This window comes from Plantactinospora sp. GCM10030261 (assembly GCF_042666615.1).
In the GTDB taxonomy this organism is placed as follows: Bacteria; Actinomycetota; Actinomycetes; order Mycobacteriales; family Micromonosporaceae; genus KBS50.
Map to the genome: position 1 here is coordinate 81,905 of NZ_JBHTDD010000024.1, position 15,401 is coordinate 97,305.

Genomic DNA, 15,401 nt, shown 5'->3' on the forward strand with positions numbered 1-15,401 from the left:
CGCTATCGGGAGGCAAGTCGGCGGACGGCGTCGCGTTCGGTCTCGAACACGGCGCGCAGCGCGGAGGCGGCCTCCGGTGGGAGCTTGTCGATCGACCCGTAGTCGAACGGCGGCGCCGGATCGTACTCCAGGACGGCCTGGGTGCTCGCAACCGTCGATTCGCCCCATAACGCCTCGACGAGGACGTGTGCGGCGTCGATGCCGGCGGACACCCCGGCGCTGGTCAGAACATTGCCGTCGCGGACCCATCGCTTGTCGCGGGGCAGCGCGCCGAACGCCGCGAGGTCGTCGAGATACTGCCAGGAGGTGGTGGCCGCACGGCCCCGCAGCAGGCCCGCCTGGGCGAGCAGGAGGGCGCCGGTGCAGACGGACATCGTCCAGGTCGCGTGCGGATGGGTGGCTCGCAGCCAGTCAACGAGGCGGCTGTCGCTCATCGGCCGACTCGGCCGCCCGGTGCCGGGGACGACCAGGACGTCACACCTCCGCACCTGCTCCAGCGTGGCGGTCGGCACCACCTGAAGGCCGCTGTCGCAGGTCACCGGTCCGGGATCGGCGCTCACCAGATGAAGCCGTACGGGTCGCCGGCTCACCTTCGCGCCGATGGCGATCGTGTCCCACGGGCCGACAAAGTCGAGAGCGGTCATCGATTCGAAGACGAGGAAGGCGACGTCGAGTGGCCGCCCGGCCCCGCCGGCCGCACTCGATGGCTCGGTGGGGGTTACGTCAGTGGTGGTCACGATCGCCTTTCGTAGTGGTGTGCACCCGGTCGATCAGGCAGACGACGAGCGGAAGCGTTGCCGGTACGCGGTGGGCGTAATGTCGAGATCGTCGAGGAAGGCCCGGCGCATGGTTTCGGAGGAACCGAAGCCGCACCGGCGGGCGATGACCTCGACCCCCAGGTCGCTCGTCTCCAACAGGCCCTGTGCCGTCTCGACACGGACCCGTTCGACGTACTGGGCAGGTGTGGTCCCCATCTCGGCACGGAACAGCCGCGTCAGGTGGCGCGGACTGACGGCGGCCAGTCCCGCCATCGTGGTCACGTTGTGATCGCCCGCCGGGTCCGCCCGCACGGCGTCGACGACGCGCCGCAGCGGCCACCGACGCGGCGCGCCCGCAGCTGTCCGGATGCTGAACTGGGCCTGGCCGCCAGGACGTTGGAAGAAGGTGACCAGCCATCGGGCCACCATCCTGGCGGCCTCGGGCCCGTGGTCCGCCGCGACGAGGGCGAGCGCCAGGTCGATGCCGGCGGTCACCCCGGCCGAGGTGTGGAACCGTCCATCCCGGACATGGATGGCGTTCGGCCGTACGGAGACGTCCGGGAAACGGTCCGCCAGGTCGGCGCAGGCCGCCCAGTGGGTGGTGGCCTGCCGTCCGGCCAGCAGGCCGGCCTCGGCCAGCACGAGCGCCCCGGTGCAGACGGAGACCACTCGCTGCGCCAGCGGGTCGAGGCGCCGGACCTGCTCGGCAACGGTGCGGAGGGTGGGTTGACGGTGTGGCGGGAATCCGGGGACGAGGAGGGTGTGGATCGGATTGTCGATTGCCGCCAGGTCCAGGCCGCCACCGAGCGGTATCCCGACGTTGCTGGTGACCGGGCCACCGCCCGGTGACGCGAGTCGTACGCGATAGCCGCCGGCGGCGTGGAACACCTGGACCGGGCCAGACAGGTCGAGCAGGACGACGTCGTCGTACACCACGACGACCACGTCACGATCACCCCCTGCGGCCATGCCTGCCAGTGTTGGCTGACCTCGGACAGGTCCGCAAGGACACGCGGCCCACAGATCGGGACATGCGCGCGCCGACCCGGAACCACGACCGTCGGATCGGCGACTAGTTCGGACGTGATGACATCCCGCCGTCCCGCTCCCCGGACCGCCCTGCTTGTCCTGCTCGGCCCGATGCTTGGCGCCCTTGTCGGTTGTGCGTCAACCACCGGTTCCGGGCCGGCCACATCCGGCTCCGTGACCGTCGAAAGATGCGACGGGAACGCCATCACTGTCGCCGAGACACCCGAGCGAGTGGTGACCTTGGACGGGTATGCGGCGCAGGTGATGGCCCGTCTCGGTTTGACGGACCGGATCGTCGGTACCGGGTATCCCGCTCCCTTCACGGCGGACACCGACCCGTACCGGCGCGAACTGAGCAAGGTGCCGGTGTTGTCGGAGCGGGTGCCGGTGACCGAGATCGTCGCGGCGCAGCGCCCCGATCTCGTGCTTACGGGATTCTCCGCCTTCGGCGGCCCCCCGGGCAGCCCCAAGGACAGCGATCTGACCGCCATGGGCACGGTCGGGCTGGCCGCCTGCCTGCCCGGCGGCGGCGGGGACGCCACCAACGGTGCTTCCGGGCGGCCGCTTGTCGATCTGGCACCCACGTACGACTTCCTGCGCGCCCTCGGCACGGTGTTCCGGGTGCCGGACCGAGCCGAGCGGCTCATCGACGAGCTTCAGGAACGGGAGCGCGCCGTGGCGGCGCGAACCGCTCCGGGACCCAAGCCTCGGGTGCTGGTCGTGCAGAACAACCCCACGGCGGGACAGCCGACCAAGACCTCCGGCACCGCGACCATCGCGCATGCCTTGATCACTCTGGCGGGCGGCCAGAACATCTTCACCGACGGCACCGCCATGCACGCCGACATCTCGCCGGAGGAGATCGTGCGTCGGGACCCGCAGGTCATCTGGGTCATCACCGACTACGCCTTCATCACCCCGAGCGGACCGGACCTCGTCGAACAGGTCAGGGCCAATCCGCTGCTGGCCACCACGAGCGCCGCCCGGCAGGGGCGGATCCTCTCGACCTCCCAGTACCTGGTCTCCTTCCCCACGCCACTAAACCTGGACGCCCTTGAGGACCTGGCCAACCGGCTGCCCGGAAACGGGTCATGACCACGACCCGGGACCGGCCACCGGCCATCGGCGAGGCGCGAAGCGGCAGGTGGGCACGGGTCACCTCGGCGTCCTATCCGCTGCTCGTCGGCGTACTGGTGATCGGCGTGACGGTGTCGGTGCTCGCCGCCACCGGACTCGGTCCGGTCCGTGTCCCGGCGAGCGAGGTAGGCCGCATCCTCGTCCACCACCTGAGCGGCGGCGGCGACACAGCGGCCACCAGCGACATCATCATCTGGCGCCTGCGCTTCCCCCGGGTGCTGCTCGGTCTGGTCGTCGGTGCCGGTCTGGCCCTCGCCGGCACCGTCGTGCAGGGTGTCGTCCGCAATCCCGTCGCCGATCCGTACCTGCTCGGTCTCTCCTCCGGCGCCTCGGTCGGGGCGGTACTCGTCCTGACCACCGGTACCGCCCTGCTCGGCGTCGCGACGCTGCCCACGGCGGCCTTCGCCGGTGCCGCCGGGGCGATGGTCGTCGTACTCGCCATGGCCCGTAGCCGCGGTCGCCTACTACCCATACGCCTGGTCCTGGTGGGCGTCGCCTGCGGGCACCTCTTCGCCGGCATCACATCGTTCCTGCTCGCCCGCACCGACAACTCGGCGGCCCAGCAACAGATCATCTTCTGGTTGCTCGGCGGGCTGTCCGGCGCCCAGTGGGCGTCCCTGCCGGTGCCCGCCGCGGTCGTCGTGACCAGCGCGGCCCTGCTGATACTGCGCGCCCGCCGGCTCAATGTGCTGGTGCTCGGCGACGAGGCGAGTGCGGCGCTCGGTGTCAACGCCAGCAACCTGCGTCGGCAACTGCTGATCCTGGCCACGTTGCTGACCGGCACGGTGGTCGCCGTGTCCGGCGGAATCGGATTCGTCGGCCTGATCGTGCCGCACCTGGCACGGATGCTTGTCGGGGCCGACCACCGTCGGATGCTTCCCGTCACGGTGTTGCTCGGCGGCATCTTCATGCTCTGGTCCGACGTCGCCGCCCGGATCCTCATCTCACCCGCCGAGCTGCCCATCGGCATCCTCACCGCGTTTCTCGGCGTGCCGTTCTTCCTGTTCGTGATGCACGCTCGCGGTCTGGCCTCGGAAGGAGCCCGATGAAACTCGATGTGGACAACGTCTCGGTGGCCCTCGGCCGTCGACGGGTGCTGGACCAGGTGTCGCTGACCGTCCGACCCGGTCATTTCACGGCGCTGATCGGCCCCAACGGCAGCGGCAAGTCCACGCTGTTGCGGACGATCTACCGGGCTCAGCGTCCCGACAGTGGCAGCGTCCGGCTCGACGGTCGTGACCTGTGGCGGATGCCCGCCGTCGAGGCCGCGCGGCACACCGGCGTGCTCACGCAGGAGCAACACAGCGGCTTCGAGTTCACCGTCGCCGACACGGTCGCCATGGGTCGCACCCCGCACCTGGGCTTCCTCGACAGGTTCACCGCGACCGACCGGTCCGCCGTCGCGGAGGCACTGCACCGGACCGGTCTCACGGACTTCGCCGCGCGGCGGATGGGCGACCTGTCCGGCGGGGAACGTCAGCGGGTGCTGCTGGCTCGCGCGCTGGCCCAACAGCCGCGCCTCCTCGTTCTCGACGAACCAACCAACCACCTGGACATACGGCATCAACTGGAACTGCTCGCGCTGATCCGTCAGCAACGGCTCACCGTGATCGCCGCGCTACACAGTCTCGACATCGCCGCCGCGTACGCCGACACCGTCGTCATGCTCAACGCCGGCCTGGCCATCTCGGTCGGCGCACCCGGCGAGGTGTTGACCACGGCCACGATCCGCGACGTCTTCGGGGTGGACGCGACCGTCCACCAGGATCCGGACGACCCCGGACGCCCCTGGTTCCGGCTCCGGCCGAGGCACGTGCCCAGTGCGCGCCCGTGACCCGGGAGCGACCCTGATCCGTGCCCCCGGGTCGCGTCACCGGGTTGGCTGAGACGGCGTTGCGGCGGCATCCGGCCGCCGGACGCGCGTCAGGTCGTCGTCCACCACGTCGCCGAAACCGGCTGGCTCGCAGATATCGATCTGACGCCTCTCCATGCCGCCCCACCGGACGACGAGGATGACGAGCATCAACAGCATGCACGCCTCACCGATCGCCAGCGCGAGATAACCCCCGAGGCGTTGATCCGCGGCGAGGTCACGCACCCACGGCAGGTCGAGCGCCGTGTAGAGGTTGCCGCTGGCGAACCCGTTGCCGAGGATGTCGGCACTGCCCAGGATGGCCGCGCCGAACGCGACGCACAACGGCATCGCCGTCATCAGGGCACCCAGCCGGGACAGGCCAGGAGCAACCCGGGGCAACTGGTCTACGCCGACCACCAACCAGGCGAAACCGAACCCGATCACCAGGAACACGCCGTGGACCGCCACGTGCGCCCAGTGATAACGAATGCTGATCTCGAAGAGGCTGGTGAAGTAGACCAGGAAGGGGGCACCGCTGAAGATGATCGTGCCGACGAAGGGGTGGGTCAGCACCCGGGCCACGGAACAGGCGCGCAGCCACTCCACCCAATCGCCGGCTCCCGGCAGGCGGTCGGTGGACGCGGGCGGCAGCGCCGCGGCGGCCAGCGTGAACGGCGCGGCAAGGACCAGCAGCACCGGCACCAGCATGCCGAGCACCATGTGCGAGACAGTCTGCAGGCTGAACATCCCGGGCGCGTACCGGCCGAGGCCGGAGGATGTCGCGACGAGCAGCACCAGGCAACCGCCGCACCAGGCGACGGTGCGGCCCCGTGGCCAGACCCGTCCCGCCGCCCGTACCCGGCGTACCAGGGCCAGGTAGGCGACGGCGAGGACCGCGGCGAGCGAGGTGTACAGCACCTCCGGGCGCCACTCGGTCAGCAGGTTCAGCGGTGTCGGTGGCACCGTGAGGTTGTATCCGATCAGCGTCTCGTGCCCGGTCGCCTGCCCGACCAGGAGCTTCGGCGCCGGGACCCGCGTCAGCGCCACAGACAGCCCGTACGCCACCAAGCCGAGGACGAGTTCACCGGCCACCATCCTGGCCCGCGCCCGCACACCGACCCCGTACCGCCCGGCGATCCGGCCAGCGAGCGAGACCAGCACCAGCCCAAGGATGATGAACGCCACCACCTTGACGACCAGTAGGGTGCCGTACCCCGTGGTCACCGCCGTGGCGTCCGCCGCGAGGACCGCGGCCTCGACGAGTCCGGAGGCACCGACGACGACGGCGCACCGGGCGGCAAGCCGGCGATAGCGCCGCCACACGTCGTCGGTAAGCCCGTCGTGGCGCGCCCGCGACACCGCGACGAGGGTGCCGATCCAGACAGCGGCAGCGGGCACATGGATCAACAGGGCGGCCGTGGCGATGTCGTGCCCCTCCTCCGACGCGGCGTGACCGACCACGAGCGGTGGCACGAGAGCCAGGACCGCCAGCAGGGTGAGGCCGGCGCCAGCCGACCACCGGAGTGTGCGCCAGCATCCCACCGCCACGACCGCGGCACATCCCGCAGTGGTCAGCCACGCCTTCGGCGCCTCGATCGCGTCGACCAGGACGACAAGTCCGCCCGGCTCGACGGCCCGGTCGAGCGTGACGCCGGCCTTGTCCGCCGCGTCGAGCGGCACCATGACCAGCGCCGCCGTCGCCCATACCGCCGCCGCCCGGGCCGCCGTACGTAGGGCGGCGTAACCGGCGGGCGCGACGACACCCGAGGGCTGCGGCCGGGTGAGAAAGGTCGCGAACACCAGCGAACCGACACACACGGTCGCGCTGACGGTGGTCAGCAGTCGGACCAGTGGCGTAGCGAGCCGGACCGGCCAGCCCGCGTCGCCGACACCGAGCACCGCGTACGGTTGTCCCACGACCAGTGACTGGACGACGAGGACCAGCACGGCAACGGCCAAGCCGGCGGCGATCAGCAGGGTGGCCCTCCGACGCATCTGGCTGGCGAGCCACCCTGACTCCCCGCCGGTCGCCCGACCCTGCGGGCCGCCGCGCCTGCCGAAGACTGTTAACCACACGACGATTTGGTCGGTCCGGGTGGGTCGGAAGTTCCAGCCCGGCGGCCGGACGCGCCGCCGGGAACGTGCTGGACGGAGTTCGCGGCCGGGAGCCCGTCCGTCATCTCGTCGAGAAGCCCGCCGGGAACTTTCGCCCCGGTGGGCGACGACTACATCGGTGATGACGACCTCGCAGGCTTTGGGTGCAACCGCCACCGTCGAACTGAGCATCAGCGGGATGACCTGTGCGGCTTGCGCGACCCGTATCGAGCGTCAGCTGGGCAAGCTCGACGGGGTTTCGGCGTCGGTGAACCTCGCCACCGACCGCGCCACCGTCCGGATGGCACGGCCGGTGCCGGTAACCGAACTGATCACGCGGGTCGAGAAGGCGGGGTACACCGCATCCGTCGTCGAGAGTGGCCAGCCCCCGCAGGCCGACGACGACGAGCGCGTCCGCCACCTGTGGCGTCGCCTCGCCGTCGCGTTGCTGGTGGGAGTCCCGCTCGCCGATCTGTCGATCACACTCGTCCTGGTCCCGTCACTGCGCTTTCCGGCCTGGCAACTGGTGCTGCTGGCGTTGACGCTCCCGGTGGTCACCTGGTGTTCCTGGCCGATCCACCGCAAGGCGATCGTGGCCGCGCGACACGGCGGCAGTTCCATGGACACCCTCGTCTCGCTCGGCGTGGTGGCAGCGACGGTCTGGTCGGCGTACACGGTCCTTGTCCGCGGCGATTCGGCAAGCGAGTCACCTGACGGGTGGGCGCTGATATTCCGTCCAGGGGGTTCGGTCTACTTCGAGGTCGCGGCCGGCGTGGTGATCTTCGTGTTGGCCGGACGTTACTTCGAGGCGAAGGCCAAGCGCGCCGCCGGTGACGCCCTCCGTGCCCTGGCCAAGCTCGGCGCCAAGCACGCGACCGTCACCAGGGCGGGAATCGAAACGCAGATCCCCGCAGCGGAGTTGACCGTCGGCGACCACATCGTCGTCAGGCCCGGTGAGATGATCGCCACCGACGGTGTCGTCGTCAGTGGCACGAGTTCGATCGACACCAGCGCCATGACGGGGGAAGCCAATCCGGCCGAGGTCGGACCCGGCCAGCTGGTCACCGGGGCGACGACGGTGCTGACGGGGCGCCTGGTCGTCCGCGCGGTCCGGGTCGGCGCCGACACCCAACTGGCGCGACTGGTCCGCCTCGTCGACCGCGCCCAGACCGACAAGGCACGGGCGCAGCGGGTCGCGGACCGCGTCTCGTCCGTCTTCGTGCCGGTGGTGATCGGCCTCGCCATCGCCACGGGTGTCGCGTGGTCACTCGCGGGCGCTGAGGTGGAACGAGTGATCAGCGCGGCGCTGGCCGTACTGATCATCGCCTGCCCCTGTGCGCTGGGGCTCGCCACCCCGACGGCGTTGCTTGCCGCGTCCGGCCGGGGCGCCCAACTGGGCATCTTCATCAAAGGGCAGCACGCGATCGAAACGGCGAGGGCGATCGACACGGTCGTCCTCGACAAGACCGGAACCGTCACCACCGGCCGAATGCGGGTAGCCGACTGCTGGCTCGCCGACGGCGGTGACCGCGCCCTGCTGCTGGCAAGGGCCGGTGCCGTCGAACACGCCGCCGAACACCTCGTCGCCCGGGCGGTGGCCCGGTACGCCCAGGCGGAGGTCGGTAAACTGCCGGCGGTTGACGACTTCCGGACGCTGCCGGGACTGGGCGCCGCCGGGCTGGTCCACGGACTACCGGTGCTCGTGGGCTCGCCCCGGCTGGTGGCGAGCGCTGGGGTCGAGTCCCCACCGGGACTCGCGGACGCGCGGGCCGCCTGGGAGCGCATGGGTTACACCGTCGTGGTCGTGACGGTCGCTGGCCGGGTAGCGGGCGCTCTCGCGGTGACCGACACCGTCAAACCCACCGCGGCCGCCGCGGTCACCCGCCTGCGTGCCGCCGGGCTACGCACCATCCTGCTCACCGGCGACAACAAGGCCGCCGCGACGGCGGTCGGCGCCGAGATCGGCGTCGACGACGTCATCGCCGAGGTCATGCCGGCCGACAAGGCCCGGGTCATCGAGGAACTGCGCCGCGACGGCGCGGTGGTGGCGATGGTCGGTGACGGAGTGAACGACGCGCCGGCACTGGCCACCGCCGACCTCGGCATGGCCATGGCGTACGGCACGGACGTGGCGATAGCGGCGGCGGACATCATCCTCGTCCGCGACGATCTGCGCGTGGTGCCCGTCGCCGTGGACCTGGCCCGACGCACCCTCGCCACCATCCGGGGGAACCTGTGGTGGGCGTTCGGGTACAACGTCGCGGCCATCCCGGTCGCCGCGGCGGGTCTGCTCAATCCGCTGATATCCAGCGCCGCCATGGCACTGTCATCACTGCTGGTCGTCTCGAACAGCCTCCGGCTGCGCGACCACCCGATGCCGTGATGCGGCGCCGAACGCGGTCCGCGAGCGCTCCAGCGAACGGGTCGATCTGTCCACCGGTTGGCGATGGCCCCAGCGCTGTTCGTGGCACCGCGGCTGACCGTCCGGCCCGGTGGCCGTCATTCCCTGCTGGCACCTGGCCAGGGAGCAGCGGTTACCGTGGCGACATGGGCAAGCCGACGCGCTGGGTGACCGACACCAAGCCAGGGCACTCGGATTGGTACATCGACCGTTTCCGCCGGCTCGCCGCCGAGGGTGCGGACCTGGCCGGCGAGGCGCGGCTGCTGGACGCGATGGTGCCGCCGGGGGCGCGGATCCTGGACGCCGGATGCGGCACCGGGCGGGTGGGCGCCGCGCTCGCCGCCCGTGGCCACCGCGTCGTCGGGGTGGACGCCGACCCGGCGCTCGTCGAGGCGGCCCGTGCCGATTACCCCGGGCCGCGTTGGCTGGTGGGGGATCTCGCGGAGCTGGACCTCGCCGCCCACGGTGAGTCGGAGCCGTTCGACGCGGCCGTGTGCGCCGGCAACGTGATGGCATTCGTCGCTCCGGGCACCGAATCGGCGGTGTTGAGCCGGATCGCGGCGCACGTCCGTCCGGACGGGGTGGTGGTGGTCGGCTTCGGCACCGGTCGCGGCTACCCACTCACCGAGTTCGACGCCGACGCGTCGGCGGCCCAGCTGCGTCGGGAGCACCGCTTCTCCAGCTGGGATCTGCGCCCGTGGCGGGACGACGCGGACTTCGCGGTGACCGTGCTGCGGAAGCCGGTCGGCTGACCCGCCCGAGCCCCGCCGGTCCGGTGGGGTCGACGCCCGCTAAGCGGCCTTGTGGTCCGCGTTCCGGGCCAGGTCGAGGGCGTATTCGGGCCACCAGACGCCGTGTTCCGGCTCGCCCGGCCGGCACGCGCCGTCCGACTCGCCCGGATACTTCACCCAGAGCAGGGCGTCCACCCGGTCCGGGCCAGGAGCCTCGGTGGGTTCCGCGCCGAGCGCCCGGCCCGGCGGGTTGCACCAGCTCGGGGCTCCGTTGACGCTGTCCCCGGCGACCGGCCCATTGCCGTTACGGCTCGTGTCGACCACGAACCGGGTGCTGCCACCGAGGGCGTCCGAGAGCCGGTGACCGTACCGGACGTTGTCCTCGGTACGGATGAAGTCCGCGACGTTGAGGGCGAAGCCGTCGGCCTCGGCGACACCCGCGCGGCGCAGCGTCGACGCCAGCTTCGCGGTGTCCTTGATCCACCGCGGATGCCCGGCGTCCAGGTAGACCCTGGCCCGCCCGGTGCTCTTGAGCACGGTCACCGCGTCCTCGAGCAGGCTGAGCCGCTCGGAGACATCCTTCACGCACCGGTCCACCGCGTCCGGCACGCCGCCGGGTTCGAGGATCACCGTGACGGTCCGACCCTCGACGCCCCGGGCCACGTCCCGGATCCACCGCTGGTATTCCCCGGCGTCGCGGGCGCCGCCGGAGCCACGGTGGCCGCAGTCCCGGCCCGGCAGGTTGTGCACCACCAGCACCGGAATCTGCCCGGCGACGGTGGCCCGGGTTAGCAGGCCGTCGACCCGCTCGGTCACCGGGTCGGGACCGCCGACCAGCCAGGTGGCGCTCGGCCGGGTGCTGATCCGGAGCAGCAGATCGGCGTCGGCGGCACGTCCCGCGCGCTGCCACTCATCGACCTGTCGCGCCGCGGCACCGTCCGGGTCGACGTAGAAGATCGGGGGTGGGGCCGGAGGCGCCGCCGTGGAGGTGGGCTGCCCGACGGGCGGTCCGGCAGGTTCCGGGTCGGCGCCGCAGCCGGCCAGGAGCGCGGCCACGCACACCGCCGCGGCGAGCCGGGCGACGCGCGTCATCCGGTCGGACCGGACGGTGGGCGTCTTGCGGTCGGAGCGGGCCGCGCGGTCGGACGGGCCGGCCCGTGCGGACCGGGTCGCACGGGGCGCATGGGCCACGCGGTCAGTCCTCGTCCTCGTCGTCGATGCGAGCCAGCCAGGTGGCGAACCGCTCGACCGGCGTCTCGAACTCCGGGTTGAGGTCGACGAAGTCCCGCAGCCGCTCGCCCAACCACTCCAGGGTGACGGTCTCATCGCCGCGTCGCTGCACCAACTCCTCGATGCCCCGGTCGGTGAAGTACATGTCGCTCGCTCTCATCCCGGGCCACACCTCGGCGGCGGGTGGTCTGCCGCGATCTAGGGCAGATGGTTGTGGATTGATCTCCAATCACGACCATCTGCCCTAGATCGACGGGGGTTCGGGGGTAAGGGGTTAGGGGGTTAGGGGTGGGGGAGGGCGGCCTCTATGAGGGCGGTCTGCTCGGCCTCGTGGGTCTTGGCCGAGCCCACGGCCGGAGCGGCGGCGGCCGGCCGGGAGATCCGCCGCAGGCGTACGCCCTCCAGATGCTCCAGCAGGTTGAGCGCCACGAACGACCAGGCCCCCTGGTTGGCCGGCTCCTCCTGCACCCAGGCGAAGTCCTCGGCGTTCGGGTACGCCCCGAGCGCCGCCCGCAGTTCTTCCACCGGCAGTGGGTAGAGCTGCTCCATCCGCACCAGCGCCGTGTCCGTGATCTTCCGGTCGGCCCGAGCCTGGAACAGGTCGTAGTAGATCTTCCCCGAGCAGAGCAGCACCCGCTTCACCTGCTCCGGCCGCACCTCGTTGTCCGACAGGACCGGCTGGAAGGTACCGGTGGTGAAGTCCTCCACGCTGGAGACCACCAACCGGTGCCGCAGCAGCGACTTCGGTGTGAAGACCACCAACGGCTTGCGCTTCGGCGACAGCGCCTGCCGGCGGAGCAGATGGAAGTAGTTCGCCGGGGTGGTCGCGTTGGCTACCCGCATGTTGTCCTCGGCGCACATCTGCAGGAACCGTTCCGGACGGCCGGAGGTGTGGTCCGGTCCCTGGCCCTCGTGGCCGTGCGGTAGCAGCAGGGTCACCGCGGACGGCTGTCCCCACTTCACCTCGCCGGACGAGATGAACTCGTCGATCACCGACTGGGCGCCGTTGACGAAGTCACCGAACTGCGCCTCCCAGCAGACCAGCGCCTCGATGTTCTCCACCGAGTAGCCGTACTCGAAGCCCATCGCGGCGTACTCGCTGAGCAGCGAGTCGTGCACGAAGAACCGGCTCCGGTCACCGGCCAGCTCGTTAAGCGGGATGTGCTCGTCACCGGTGTTCGCGTCGACGATCACCGAGTGGCGCTGAACGAACGTGCCGCGGCGGGAGTCCTGCCCGGCCAGCCGGACGGTGATCCCGTCGGCGAGCAGCGAGCCGAACGCGATGATCTCGCCAAGGGCCCAGTCGATGTTGCCCTCGACCGTCATCTTGGCCCGCTTGTCGAGCAACTGCCGGACCCGCTTGTGCGCGGTGAAGCCGTCCGGCAGCGCGACGTGCGCCTCGCCGACGCGGCGGACCACCGAGGCGTCGGTGGCGGTCTCCACCTCGGGCTCCGGCTCCGGCTGGCGGCGTGGCCGGTTGCCCGGCTTCGCGTTCGACGCGGCGTCCCGGGTTGCCTTGAACACCCGTTCCAGCTGCGCCTGGAAGTCGCGCAGCAGTTCCTCGGCGTCCTCCAGGGTGATGTCCCCACGACCGATCAACTCCTCGGTGTAGAGCTTGCGCACCGAGCGCTTCGAGTCAATGATCTTGTACATCTCCGGGTTCGTCATCGACGGGTCGTCGCCCTCGTTGTGCCCGCGCCGGCGGTAGCAGACCAGGTCGATCACCACGTCCTTGTTGAACGCCTGGCGGTACTCGAAGGCCAGTCGGGCCACCCGGACCACGGCCTCCGGGTCGTCGCCGTTCACGTGGAAGATCGGCGCCTGGATCATCCGGGCCACGTCCGTGCTGTACAGGCTGGACCGGGAGTGCTGCGGCGCGGTGGTGAAGCCCACCTGGTTGTTGACCACCACGTGCACCGTGCCGCCGGTCCGGTAACCGCGCAGCTGGGACAGGTTGAGCGTCTCGGCCACCACGCCCTGACCGGCGAAGGCCGCGTCACCGTGCACCGCCACCGGCAGCACGGTGTAGCCCTCCAGCTTGAGGTCGATCCGGTCCTGCTTGGCCCGGACGATGCCCTCCATCACCGGGTCGACCGCCTCCAGGTGGGACGGGTTCGCGGTCACCGACACCTTGATCGAGTGCTCACCGTCCGGCGTGGTGAACTTACCGGCCTGGCCCAGGTGGTACTTCACGTCGCCGGAGCCCTGCGTCGACCGCGGGTCGAGGTGCCCCTCGAACTCCGAGAAGATCTTCTCGTACGGCTTGCCGACGATGTTGGCCAGCACGTTGAGTCGACCGCGGTGCGCCATGCCGATGACGACCTCGTCCAGGTCGGCCTCCGCCGACGACTCCAGCACCTCGCTGAGCAGCGGGATGAGCGACTCGCCACCCTCCAGCGAGAACCGCTTCTGCCCGACGTACTTGGTCTGCAGGAACGTCTCGAACGCCTCGGCCGCGTTCAGCCGGTTGAGCACGTGCTTCTGCTCGTCGGCCGTGGGCTTCTCGTACTTGAGTTCGATCCGTTCCTGGATCCAGCGCCGCTCCTCCGGGTCCTGGATGTGCATGTACTCCACGCCGACCCGGCGGCAGTACGAGTCGCGCAGCACGCCGAGGACCTCGCGCAGCTTCATCCGCTGCTTGCCGGCGAAGCCGGCCACCGGGAACTTCCGGTCGAGGTCCCACAGGGTCAGCCCGTGCTGAAGGACGTCCAGGTCCGGGTGCTTACGGATCTTGAACTCGAGCGGATCGGTGTCCGCCATGAGGTGACCACGCACCCGGTACGCGTGGATCAGCTCGTGCACCCGGGCGGTCTTGTTGATCTGGCCCTCGGAGTTGACCGCGACGTCCCGCATCCAGCGCACCGGCTCGTACGGGATGCGCAGCGAAGTGAAGATCTGGTCGTAGAACCCGTGCTCACCGAGCATCAGCTCGTGCATCACCTTGAGGAACTCGCCGGACTGGGCGCCTTGGATGATGCGGTGGTCGTAGGTGCTCGTCAGCGTGATGACCTTGCTGACCGCGAGGTCGGCGAGGGTCTCCTCGGACATCCCGGCGTACGGCGCCGGGTACTCCATCGCGCCGACCCCGATGATCGTGCCCTGGCCGGCCATCAGCCGCGGCTGCGAGTGCACGGTGCCGATGCCGCCCGGATTGGTCAGCGAGATCGTCGTGCCGGAGTAGTCCTCCATGGTCAGCTCGTTGCGCCGGGCCCGCCGCACGACGTCCTCGTACGCCTGCCAGAACTGGCGGAAGTCCATCCGCTCGCAGCCCTTGATCGACGGCACCACCAGGCTCCGTGACCCGTCCGGCTTGACCAGGTCGATCGCGATGCCGAGGTTGACGTGCTCGGGCTGGACCACCGTGGGCTTGCCGTCCGCGGCGGCGTACGAGTAGTTCATCTCCGGCCGGGTGGCCAGCGCCCGGACCATCGCGTACCCGATGAGGTGCGTGAAGCTCACCTTGCCGCCGCGACCGCGGGCCAGGTGGTTGTTGATCACAATGCGGTTGTCCACAAGCAGCTTGGCGGGGACCGCGCGGACGCTTGTCGCGGTCGGCACGCTGAGCGATGCGTCCATGTTCTGGACGATCCGCGCGGCCACGCCGCGTAGCGGGACCGTCTTCGCCCCGTCCGCGGGGGCGGCCGACTGGGCCGCCTTGCCCGACTCGGCCGGCTTGGCGGCGGTCTTGGCCGCCGGCTTCGCGGCCGGCTTGGCCGGGGCACCCTGCTTGGCCGGGGCGGCCGCGCCGGACCCGGACTTCGCGTTCGGCTTGTCGTTCGCCGGCTGCGGCTTCGCGGCGGGCCGGGCCGGTGCCGCGCCGTTGCTGTCGCCCTGCTCGGCGGCCGGCTTGCCGGTGTCCGGGGCCTTCCCCGCGTCCGCGGCCTTGTCGGTGTCCGCGGCGGTGCCGGCCGCCGGCCCCGGGCCCGACGAGACCGGACGGTAGTCCGCGAAGAAGTCGTGCCAGGCCGAATCGACGCTGGTGGGGTCGGCGAGGTATCGCTGGTACATCTCCTCGACGATCCACTCGTTCGGACCGAAGCCCGCCAGTGGGTTCTCCTGCGAAGTCTGCTGGGTCGACACGGCCTGTAATCGCCTCTTTCACGCGGTTTGTCTCTCGCGGGTCTGCCGCCCCTGCGGCGGACTCCGACGACCCGTTCTAGGCTACG

The 15,401-nt window shown here is 70.7% G+C and carries 11 protein-coding genes; 5 read left to right on the forward strand and 6 right to left on the reverse strand.

What is annotated here, in order from left to right:
- Positions 1-2: 2 nt before the first annotated feature.
- The gene (locus tag ACFQUZ_RS24565; protein ID WP_377446210.1) at positions 3-737 is read right to left on the reverse strand and encodes a DJ-1/PfpI family protein; all 735 of its coding nucleotides are present in this window, start codon (positions 735-737) and stop codon (positions 3-5) included.
- A gap of 33 nt (positions 738-770) precedes the next feature.
- Positions 771-1,727, reverse strand: a complete 957-nt coding sequence (locus ACFQUZ_RS24570; protein ID WP_377446211.1) for a GlxA family transcriptional regulator — start codon at positions 1,725-1,727, stop codon at positions 771-773.
- A gap of 234 nt (positions 1,728-1,961) precedes the next feature.
- On the opposite strand from ACFQUZ_RS24570, the gene ACFQUZ_RS24575 reads away from it, so the two are divergent.
- Genes ACFQUZ_RS24575 through ACFQUZ_RS24585 form a run of 3 tightly spaced genes read left to right on the forward strand, consistent with a single transcriptional unit; the run spans position 1,962 to position 4,758 of the window.
- Positions 1,962-2,882 carry an ABC transporter substrate-binding protein gene (locus ACFQUZ_RS24575; RefSeq protein ID WP_377446212.1) on the forward strand — a complete coding sequence of 307 codons (921 nt, stop codon included), beginning with the start codon at positions 1,962-1,964 and terminating at the stop codon, positions 2,880-2,882.
- Positions 2,879-3,973 (forward strand): FecCD family ABC transporter permease, encoded by a 1,095-nt coding sequence (locus ACFQUZ_RS24580; RefSeq protein WP_377446214.1) that lies wholly within the window; start codon positions 2,879-2,881, stop codon positions 3,971-3,973. The genes ACFQUZ_RS24575 and ACFQUZ_RS24580 overlap by 4 nt, the downstream gene beginning before the upstream one ends.
- The gene (locus tag ACFQUZ_RS24585) at positions 3,970-4,758 is read left to right on the forward strand and encodes an ABC transporter ATP-binding protein (protein WP_377446215.1); all 789 of its coding nucleotides are present in this window, start codon (positions 3,970-3,972) and stop codon (positions 4,756-4,758) included. Before ACFQUZ_RS24580 ends, ACFQUZ_RS24585 begins: the two co-directional genes overlap by 4 nt.
- A 36-nt stretch (positions 4,759-4,794) precedes the next feature.
- On the opposite strand, the gene ACFQUZ_RS24590 is transcribed toward ACFQUZ_RS24585, so the two are convergent.
- Entirely contained in the window at positions 4,795-6,774 is a 1,980-nt protein-coding gene (locus ACFQUZ_RS24590; RefSeq protein ID WP_377446216.1) for a cytochrome c oxidase assembly protein, read from the reverse strand.
- A gap of 241 nt (positions 6,775-7,015) precedes the next feature.
- Here ACFQUZ_RS24590 and ACFQUZ_RS24595 point away from each other — a divergent pair, with 241 nt between their 5' ends.
- Positions 7,016-9,256: a heavy metal translocating P-type ATPase gene (locus tag ACFQUZ_RS24595; RefSeq protein ID WP_377446218.1), complete on the forward strand. Its 2,241-nt coding sequence runs from the start codon at positions 7,016-7,018 to the stop codon at positions 9,254-9,256.
- A 164-nt stretch (positions 9,257-9,420) separates the two neighbouring features.
- The gene (locus ACFQUZ_RS24600) at positions 9,421-10,026 is read left to right on the forward strand and encodes a class I SAM-dependent methyltransferase (protein WP_377446220.1); all 606 of its coding nucleotides are present in this window, start codon (positions 9,421-9,423) and stop codon (positions 10,024-10,026) included.
- Positions 10,027-10,065: 39 nt separating this feature from the next.
- Here ACFQUZ_RS24600 and ACFQUZ_RS24605 read toward each other — a convergent pair whose 3' ends face one another.
- The 3 genes from ACFQUZ_RS24605 to ACFQUZ_RS24615 all read right to left on the reverse strand — a co-directional run bounded on the left by ACFQUZ_RS24605 (position 10,066) and on the right by ACFQUZ_RS24615 (position 15,315).
- Positions 10,066-11,097 carry a glycoside hydrolase family 6 protein gene (locus ACFQUZ_RS24605; RefSeq protein WP_377446221.1) on the reverse strand — a complete coding sequence of 344 codons (1,032 nt, stop codon included), beginning with the start codon at positions 11,095-11,097 and terminating at the stop codon, positions 10,066-10,068.
- A gap of 103 nt (positions 11,098-11,200) precedes the next feature.
- Positions 11,201-11,395, reverse strand: coding sequence for a DUF6104 family protein (locus ACFQUZ_RS24610; protein ID WP_377446222.1), 195 nt, complete (start codon positions 11,393-11,395; stop codon positions 11,201-11,203).
- A 122-nt stretch (positions 11,396-11,517) separates the two neighbouring features.
- Positions 11,518-15,315 (reverse strand): multifunctional oxoglutarate decarboxylase/oxoglutarate dehydrogenase thiamine pyrophosphate-binding subunit/dihydrolipoyllysine-residue succinyltransferase subunit, encoded by a 3,798-nt coding sequence (locus ACFQUZ_RS24615; RefSeq protein ID WP_377446223.1) that lies wholly within the window; start codon positions 15,313-15,315, stop codon positions 11,518-11,520.
- Positions 15,316-15,401: the final 86 nt, after the last annotated feature.

Coding starts and splice junctions, on each gene's coding strand:
- ACFQUZ_RS24570 (WP_377446211.1), bottom strand. CDS start 1,727: ATGGCCGCAGGGGGTGATCGTGACGTGGTCGTCGTGGTGTACGACGAC.
- ACFQUZ_RS24580 (WP_377446214.1), top strand. CDS start 2,879: ATGACCACGACCCGGGACCGGCCACCGGCCATCGGCGAGGCGCGAAGC.
- ACFQUZ_RS24585 (WP_377446215.1), top strand. CDS start 3,970: ATGAAACTCGATGTGGACAACGTCTCGGTGGCCCTCGGCCGTCGACGG.
- ACFQUZ_RS24590 (WP_377446216.1), bottom strand. CDS start 6,774: ATGCGTCGGAGGGCCACCCTGCTGATCGCCGCCGGCTTGGCCGTTGCC.
- ACFQUZ_RS24595 (WP_377446218.1), top strand. CDS start 7,016: ATGACGACCTCGCAGGCTTTGGGTGCAACCGCCACCGTCGAACTGAGC.
- ACFQUZ_RS24600 (WP_377446220.1), top strand. CDS start 9,421: ATGGGCAAGCCGACGCGCTGGGTGACCGACACCAAGCCAGGGCACTCG.
- ACFQUZ_RS24605 (WP_377446221.1), bottom strand. CDS start 11,097: ATGACGCGCGTCGCCCGGCTCGCCGCGGCGGTGTGCGTGGCCGCGCTC.
- ACFQUZ_RS24610 (WP_377446222.1), bottom strand. CDS start 11,395: ATGAGAGCGAGCGACATGTACTTCACCGACCGGGGCATCGAGGAGTTG.